General features: G+C 44.3%; 6 protein-coding genes and 1 tRNA gene. All 7 read left to right on the forward strand.

Features of this window, described 5'->3' with window-relative positions; translation table 11 throughout:
* The coding region (locus tag AAC033_RS17300) for an FtsX-like permease family protein (protein ID WP_339740439.1) at nt 1-1,287 on the forward strand (1,287 nt) is incomplete at its 5' end.
* A 15-nt stretch (nt 1,288-1,302) separates the two neighbouring features.
* Nucleotides 1,303-1,980 carry an FtsX-like permease family protein gene (locus AAC033_RS17305; RefSeq protein WP_339740441.1) on the forward strand — a complete coding sequence of 226 codons (678 nt, stop codon included), beginning with the start codon at nt 1,303-1,305 and terminating at the stop codon, nt 1,978-1,980.
* Between the two features lie 502 nt (nt 1,981-2,482).
* Nucleotides 2,483-2,959: a DNA-binding domain-containing protein gene (locus tag AAC033_RS17310; protein ID WP_339740443.1), complete on the forward strand. Its 477-nt coding sequence runs from the start codon at nt 2,483-2,485 to the stop codon at nt 2,957-2,959.
* Nucleotides 2,960-3,305: 346 nt separating this feature from the next.
* Nucleotides 3,306-6,758 (forward strand): isoleucine--tRNA ligase, encoded by a 3,453-nt coding sequence (ileS, locus tag AAC033_RS17315; protein WP_339740445.1) that lies wholly within the window; start codon nt 3,306-3,308, stop codon nt 6,756-6,758.
* Between the two features lie 116 nt (nt 6,759-6,874).
* Nucleotides 6,875-7,252, forward strand: a complete 378-nt coding sequence (locus tag AAC033_RS17320) for a TraR/DksA C4-type zinc finger protein (RefSeq protein WP_053187050.1) — start codon at nt 6,875-6,877, stop codon at nt 7,250-7,252.
* A gap of 75 nt (nt 7,253-7,327) precedes the next feature.
* Nucleotides 7,328-7,996, forward strand: coding sequence for a lipoprotein signal peptidase (locus AAC033_RS17325; RefSeq protein WP_339740447.1), 669 nt, complete (start codon nt 7,328-7,330; stop codon nt 7,994-7,996).
* Between the two features lie 121 nt (nt 7,997-8,117).
* Nucleotides 8,118-8,191, forward strand: a tRNA-Ile gene (locus AAC033_RS17330).
* Nucleotides 8,192-8,298: the final 107 nt, after the last annotated feature.

Below are 8,298 nucleotides of genomic sequence, written 5' to 3' on the forward strand. Positions count from 1 at the left end.
TACGAATTTCTTCAGGGGAATCCGGGCACCGTTCTGGAGGGGAAAAACTCGGCGGTTATTTCTGAAAAAATGGCCTTGATGTTATTTAATACAACCGATAACATTCCGGGAAGAACAATTAGCTGGCAAAGTCGGGATAAAAAAAGGGATGTTGTTATTACAGGTGTTTTAAAAGATATTTCCGCAAAATCATCAGAACAATTTGATTTTGCAGTCTCTTTCGAAGTTTTTAAAGAATTGGTTGGCTCATACGCCACGTGGGGAAACAATCAGGCACAGATTTACCTCCAATTAAAACAAGGCACAAATGTTTCTGCATTAGGCGAAAAGATAACAGATTTTATTAAAACCAAAGATAAAAACTCGAACGTAACACTTTTACTCCAAAAATATTCTGACGGTTATTTGTACAACCGCTTCGAAGGTGGGAAACAGGCTGGCGGAAGAATTGAATACATAAGGCTGTTTTCGATGATTGCCCTATTCATTTTAGTGATAGCCTGCATAAACTTTATGAATATGGCAACGTCAAAAGCATTCCGGAAAATTAAAGAAGTTGGCATAAAAAAGACAATCGGCGCCAAAAGGGAGTCATTGGTTTTTCAGTATTTGGGTGAATCATTATTCATAACCTTTTTTGCATTTCTATTAGCCTCGGTATTTGTTATTTTCTTTCTGCCCCAGTTCAACGAAATTACCGGGAAACAGCTTTCTTTTAACCTCGATCTAAGACTAGTATTCGTGAGTATTGCAATCCTGGGTCTAACCGGATTATTTGCTGGCGTCTATCCGGCGTTGTACTTGTCAGGTTTTCGTCCGGCGGTTGTATTGAAAGGAAAATTGGACAGCCCTTCCAGCGAGTTATTTATCAGGAAGGGGCTTGTTGTTTTTCAGTTTGTTTTATCGGTGCTGCTTATTGTATCTGTATTCGTGGTTTATAAACAGGTTGAATTGATACAAACCCGAAACCCCGGGTTCAATCACGATCATATTGTTCAGTTTAATTTGAAAGGAAAGCTTTCAGAAAATCCGCAGTCATTTCTATCAGAAATAAGAAGGATTTCCGGAGTTGAACATGCTGCCTTTATGTGGGGAAGCATCGTCGGTGAAACTGGTATGACACAAGGCTCCTTCGACTGGGAAGGTAAAGACCCGAATGCGGTTGTTGCTTTTTCGCATTTGGGAGTAGGTGACGATATGCTTGAATTACTGGGGCTTGAAATGAAATCAGGAAGGACTTTTTCATCGGATTATGGAAATGAGAGCGATAAAATTATTATCAATTAAGCCGGTATCGATGTAATGGGGCTGGAAAACCCGGTGGGCAAAACGTTTAATCTGTGGGGAGCAGATTACGAAATCATTGGAATTGCCAAAAACTTTAATTTCCGGTCGTTCCATGAGAACATAAAACCATTCTTTTTCAGGCACAGGCCGGAAGATGCAGAAAAGATCCTGGTGAAAATTGGTGCGGGAAAGGAAAAAGAGACCATTGAAACAATAGAGAAACGGTATAAATCATTTAATCCCGGCTATGTTTTTAACTATTCTTTTTTAAGTGATGAATACCAGAAACAGTATATTGCCGAGCAGCGTATTTCGGTTTTATCGAAATATTTTGCCGGATTGGCGATTCTTATTTCTTGTTTGGGGTTGTTTGCCATGTCGATATTTGCTGCCGAACGAAGAACAAAGGAAATCGGAATACGAAAAGTAATGGGCTCAAACGAGATTGACATCGCCAAACTTCTATCAGGTGAATTTACAAAGGTGGTAGCTGCAGCAATTGTTATTGGAACGCCAATCGCTTATCTGGTTACACATCGATGGCTCGAGAACTTTGCCTACAAAACCAGTTTAAGCTGGTGGATCTTTGCTCTCGCCGGGTTGCTAATCTTGGGAATTGCCCTGCTGACAGTAAGTTGGCAAAGCTGGAAAGCGGCTACGAGAAACCCCGTTGAAGCGTTGCGATATGAATAGTCTTGAGCTATGGTTAAATGACCTATTGAAAACTGTGATTTTGAAAGCAGAAAACAATCCAAGTGCGTCACGAAATCAGGAGAATCATAGCTTCTCCCGGTTTATTGGAAGTTCAAGACTAATTGACAACGCTGGAAGTCGGTAACGAGAAATCCAGTGAGGGTGCGGCAGCAATTTTAATCAGGATTTCAGGTTTGGAATGAAGCCCTGACTAATTACCGTACTACTCCAATCCTTCCGCCAGGGGAGGGTTTGATCCTTTTACTTGGCTGGAACGGGCCACTAGAACCAGTCTTTCCAACCCATATAAGCGAGTTTCGGTTATTGAACAAGTAAGCTTTCGGCTTCGATGACTGTGATAATTGTGTTCAAATGATACTAATCATCAAGTTCAGATGATAGTGGTCATTTAATTTGTATGATGACTATCAATTCGTTATTTGTATAAGGATGATTGAAGTTAAAATTGGCAACATTACGGACCACTTCAAAGCACTATATTATGGCACTAACCTACGGATTGCATCCAAACAAGATCCTTAAAGACAACAGGATTTATCGGGCACTGATCGAGAAGAGACAAAAATATACGATCGACGATGTCACTACACCCATGGTCAGGCAAAGCCCCGGCTTAACGGATGCCGCGGGCCGGGGAACTCTAAAGTTTTTCATGGAAGAAGTTTCGGGCGTACTTGAAGAAGGAAGTTCGGTTACAACGCTGTTGTTTAAGGCTCAGTGCAATATTGGCGGAAAGTTTACAGGCCTTGATGATTATTGTCAAAGTAACCGCCACCAGGTAAAGGTCAATTTGACTCCAGGTGCCATGTTCAAAGAAATAGCGGGTCAGGTAAGGCCCCACAAAACGGGAAGCAACCTTCCGCGGCCGATTGTTGAGGCATTCATGGACATGAGTCCCGGCAGCAGCAATTCAAGGCTTATTCCTGACGGGAGGCCTTCATCAAAGGGTCCCGCCTGAAGTTTGAAACGGATGATGCGGAGCAGGGGATCTTTTCTGAAAATGAAGCCCGGCAACGCTTTCAGGTTTCACAAGTGTTGCGCAATGTTTTTTCACAACCCGTGCTGATGGTTCCTGCCGGAACTTACCAGTTGCCGGTAAAAAGTAAGCTGAAAATCCAACTGCTCAGGACTGGCGAACCTGGCCATCCGCTGGAGGTTGGTGAATCGCAGGATGTAATTTAGGGGAAGGAAATTATTCTACCGGTTCCTGTTAACCCAGAAGTCACAAATGCGGGTAGTCGCCTAAGCCCAAAAAATTTCTATATTTGTACCTCTTAAAAAAAGAATGATAAAACAGGAATCCAATGAGCGATAAATTCCGGGTATACAAGCAATTAGATCTTTCTCAGGTAAACAAGGATGTTCTGAAAAAGTGGGAGACCGATGATACCTTTCATAAAAGTATAAGCACCCGTGAGGGAAACGAGACCTTTGTGTTTTACGAAGGCCCCCCTTCGGCTAACGGAATGCCGGGAATTCACCACGTGATGGCGCGCGCCATAAAAGATACTTTTTGCAGGTACAAAACCATGAAAGGTTTTCGGGTTCACCGCAAAGCCGGATGGGATACGCATGGGTTGCCGGTCGAATTGAGCGTGGAGAAATCGCTGGGGATCACCAAAGAAGATATCGGCACCAAAATTACGGTTGAAGAATACAATGCTGCCTGTCGGCGCGAAGTGATGAAGTACACCAAAGAGTGGGAGGATTTGACTCGCTTGATGGGCTACTGGGTGAACATGGATGACCCCTATGTGACCTATGACAACCGCTACATTGAAACGGTTTGGTGGTTGCTGAAAAAATTGTTCGACAAAGGGCTGCTGTATAAAGGTTACACCATTCAGCCTTATTCGCCGGCTGCAGGAACAGGTTTGAGCTCACACGAGTTGAACCAGCCGGGTTGCTACCGCGATGTGAAAGATACCACTGCTGTTGCCCAGTTTGCCGTGATTCGCGATGAGAAGTCCGAGTTCTTATATGAAGGAGTGGATTCACCACTTTATTTTCTGGCCTGGACGACCACGCCCTGGACCTTGCCATCGAACACCGCCTTGTGTGTGGGGCCAAAAATCAACTACGTGAAGGTGAAATCGTTCAACCCTTACACGGGAGATCCGGCAACCTTGATTTTAGCGAAGGACTTGCTGAGTGCCCACTTTAACCCAAAACACGCGGGGCTTTCGTTTGACGATTATAAACCAGGTGATAAGAAAATTCCGTTTGAGGTTGTTGGTGAGTATACCGGCGGGCAACTGGCTGGTGTAAACTACGAGCAGTTGATCAACTGGGTGCAACCCAAAGGTGACGCGTTCAGGGTGATCACCGGAGATTTTGTCACCACTGAAGATGGTACCGGAATCGTGCACATTGCGCCAACCTTTGGTGCCGACGATGACCGTGTAGCCAAGCAAAATAACATTGCACCACTCCTGGTTGAAGATCAAGAAAAGAAGAACCAGCCTCTGGTTGACCGTAAAGGTCGCTTCTTTAAGATTGAAAACATGGCTGCGGACTTTGTGGAAGCGCAGGTGAATCAGGAGACTTATACAGAATTTAGTGGTCGCTATGTCAAAAATGAATACGACGACCTGTTGGATGAATCGTATTCAACGGTTGATGTTGACATTGCAGTAATGCTGAAAAAAGACAACAAGGCATTCAAAATAGAAAAACACGAACACAGCTACCCGCACTGTTGGCGTACAGATAAGCCGATCCTCTACTATCCGCTCGACAGTTGGTTCATTAAAACAACAGCTGTAAAAGACAAGTTGATTGAGTTGAACAACACCATCAACTGGAAACCCAAATCCACCGGAACCGGGCGTTTTGGGAATTGGCTCGAAAACCTTGTGGACTGGAACCTGAGCCGCTCGCGTTTTTGGGGAACACCACTTCCAATCTGGCGTACCGAAGATGGTTCGCAAACCAAGTGTATTGGGTCGGTCGAAGATTTGATGGCTGAGATTGAAAAAGCGGTGGCTGCCGGGGTGATGTCGAAGAATCCTTTCGAAGGCTTTGAAGCCGGTAAGTTCGATGATGAGAACTACGACAAAATTGATTTGCATCGTCCCTATGTTGATGATATTTTTCTGGTGAGTGATGATGGTCAAAAAATGTTCCGCGAGCCCGATCTGATTGATGTTTGGTTTGACTCGGGAGCCATGCCTTATGCCCAAAACCACTTTCCGTTCGAAAACGCTGAACGGTACAGCCCTGAAAAAGGGAAGGGAGTGTTTCCCGCCGATTTTATTGCGGAGGGCGTTGACCAAACCCGGGGGTGGTTCTTTACCTTACACGCCATTGCCACGATGATTGATGAATCGGTAGCGTTCCGTAACATCATTTCAAACGGTTTGGTGCTCGACAAAAACGGTAATAAAATGTCGAAACGGCTGGGCAATGCGGTCGATCCGTTTGAGACCATTGAGCAGTACGGCTCTGATCCGCTGCGCTGGTACATGCTAACCAACTCGCAACCTTGGGATAACCTGAAGTTCGATGTGGGTGGAATTGATGAGGTACGCCGCAAGTTCTTCGGAACACTTTACAATACCTACGGATTTTTTGCTTTGTACGCGAATGTGGATGGATTCCGCTTTAAAGAAGCAGCAATTCCGGTCAGCGAACGTCCGGAGATCGACCGTTGGATTATCTCCTTGCTCAACTCGTTGGTCAAAGAAGTGGGAGACAGTCTCGAAGCGTACGAGCCAACCCGGGCCGGACGCGCCATTTCTGAGTTTGTGACCGAAAATCTGAGCAACTGGTTTGTTCGCCTCAGCCGGAAACGTTATTGGGGCGGCGAGTACGATCAAGACAAGCTTTCAGCCTATCAAACTCTTTACACTTGCTTGGTTACGGTGGCTAAACTGGCAGCCCCGATGGCACCGTTTTATGCTGATCAGCTTTATTCCGATCTGAATAAGCTGACGGCTCTGGAGCCTGATCAAAGCGTTCATCTGGCCGAGTTTCCAACCGCGGATGAATCGTTGATCGAAGCCGATTTGGAAGAGAAAATGGCGATTGCGCAAAAAGCGTCTTCCATGATTCTGGGGTTACGCCGGAAAGAAAAGCTGAAAGTACGTCAGCCGCTGGCTAAAATCATGGTGCCGGTTTTGAACCCTCACTTTAAGGAGCAGTTTGAAGCTGTTGAAAATATCATTCTTTCCGAAGTCAATGTAAAAGAAGTGGAATACCTGACTGATACGGCTGGCATCATCAAGAAGAAAATCAAACCGAATTTCAAGACCTTAGGCCCTAAATTTGGTAAAATGATGAAGCAAATTTCCGGAGCTGTGGCGCAGTTTGGTCAGGAAGAGATTGACACCCTCGAAAAAGAAGGCCGTTGCGAGGTGAAGGTGGGGAATGAAACGGTTGTGTTGAATTCGGAGGACGTAGAAATCATGACTGAGGATATTCCGGGATGGCTGGTTTCGACTGAAGGAGGCATGACCATCGCGTTGGACATTAATCTGACAGATGAACTGAAACAAGAGGGAGTTGCCAGGGAATTCATCAACAAAATTCAGAATTTACGAAAAGAAAGCAACTTTGAAGTGACCGACCGGATTACAATAAAAATCGAAAAGCACGAATTTTTCAATGACTCGGTTCTAAATTTCAGAGAATATATTGGCAATCAAACCTTGGCGGAAAGTCTGGAATTAGTTGATAAACTAAGCGAAACAGAGGCTGCGCGGGTGGAGATTGACCAAGATGTTTCGGCCTTGATTCAGCTAAATAAAATAAGTTGAACCAGTGAGCGTTTAGTATGTTTTAAGACCTGATGCAATTAAAAATATTTTTATAATTTAGGGTCCACAATGATGATCACTTGATTCCCTTTGGGGATCGTAAAAAATTTTCGGTTATGGCAGAAAAGACGAGATATACAGATGCTGAATTGGCTGAGTTTAAAGAGCTGATTTTGGGGAAGCTTGAAAAAGCAAAAGAGGACTACGAGATCTATAAGAATTCGATTACTCAAAGCGATGGTAACGATACGCAGGATACTTCGCCAACGTTTAAAGTACTGGAAGAAGGAGCTGCAACGCTTTCGAAGGAGGAAGCAGGCAAATTGGCCCAACGGCAGCTGAAGTTTATTCAACACCTGCAGGCGGCTTTGGTGCGTATTGAAAACAAAACATACGGCATCTGCCGCGAAACCGGAAAGTTGATCGCAAAAGAACGCCTTCGTGCCGTTCCACATGCTACTTTGAGCATTGAGGCAAAAAACAGTCAGGGTTAGCATGCAGTTACAACCATATTCGGATGATTGGGGGTGGTTAGCTTCCAATCATTTTTTTATAACGAAGTTGAAATCATGTCAAGATTAACAAAATCCTTAGGGTTGGTTTTTTTGATTCTTTTGATCGATCAGCTGATCAAGGTGTGGATAAAAACCAATATGTACCTCGGTCAAGAATTCCCGGTGCTGGGTGATTGGTTCTTAATCCATTTTGTTGAAAACAACGGAATGGCATTCGGAATCGAATTTGCGGGTGAATATGGAAAGATCTTTCTGAGCTTGTTTCGGGTTGTCGCCGTAGCCGGCATCGGATGGTATCTCTTCAAGTTGATAAAAAAGGAAGAAATACCTATGGGGTTTATTGCCTGCATTGCCTTAATTTTCGCAGGGGCCATCGGGAACATTATCGACAGCGCTTTTTATGGGCTCATTTTTAATGAGAGCTACGGCCAGATCGCACAGTTTCTTCCTGATGAAGGCGGGTACTCGTCCTTTCTGCATGGCAAAGTAGTTGACATGCTTTATTTTCCGCTATTTTCAGGACGATATCCACAGTGGTTACCGTTTTGGGGTGGAAACGACTTTCTGTTTTTCCGGCCGGTATTCAATATTGCTGACTCAGCCATTACTATTGGTATTTTTAGTATTTTGATCTTCTACCGACAATTATTCAGTCAGCTTGAAGATAATAAGGAACAAGAACCGGAAACGCTTACAGAAAAGGCCTCTGAGCATGATTCATAGCTTATAGAAATATTCGTTTTTGCTTGTGTATTTTAAGCTAATGTTGTAAACTTGCAATCCGAATTTCGATGGGTGATTTCATGAATTAATGAGTTCAGGAGTCGAAACGAGGACTTATTCAGGGCCTATAGCTCAGTTGGTTAGAGCACCTGACTCATAATCAGGTGGTCCCTGGTTCAAGCCCAGGTGGGCCCACACTAATAAACAAGGCACTTTCAGCGATGAAGGTGCCTTGCTGTTTTTGGGGCGGGTACAACATAGGTACAACAAATTTTGAAGACAGATGGCGGAAAATGAAAGAC

Origin of the sequence: uncultured Sunxiuqinia sp. (assembly GCF_963974515.1) — a bacterium.
Taxonomy (GTDB): domain Bacteria; phylum Bacteroidota; class Bacteroidia; order Bacteroidales; family Prolixibacteraceae; genus Sunxiuqinia.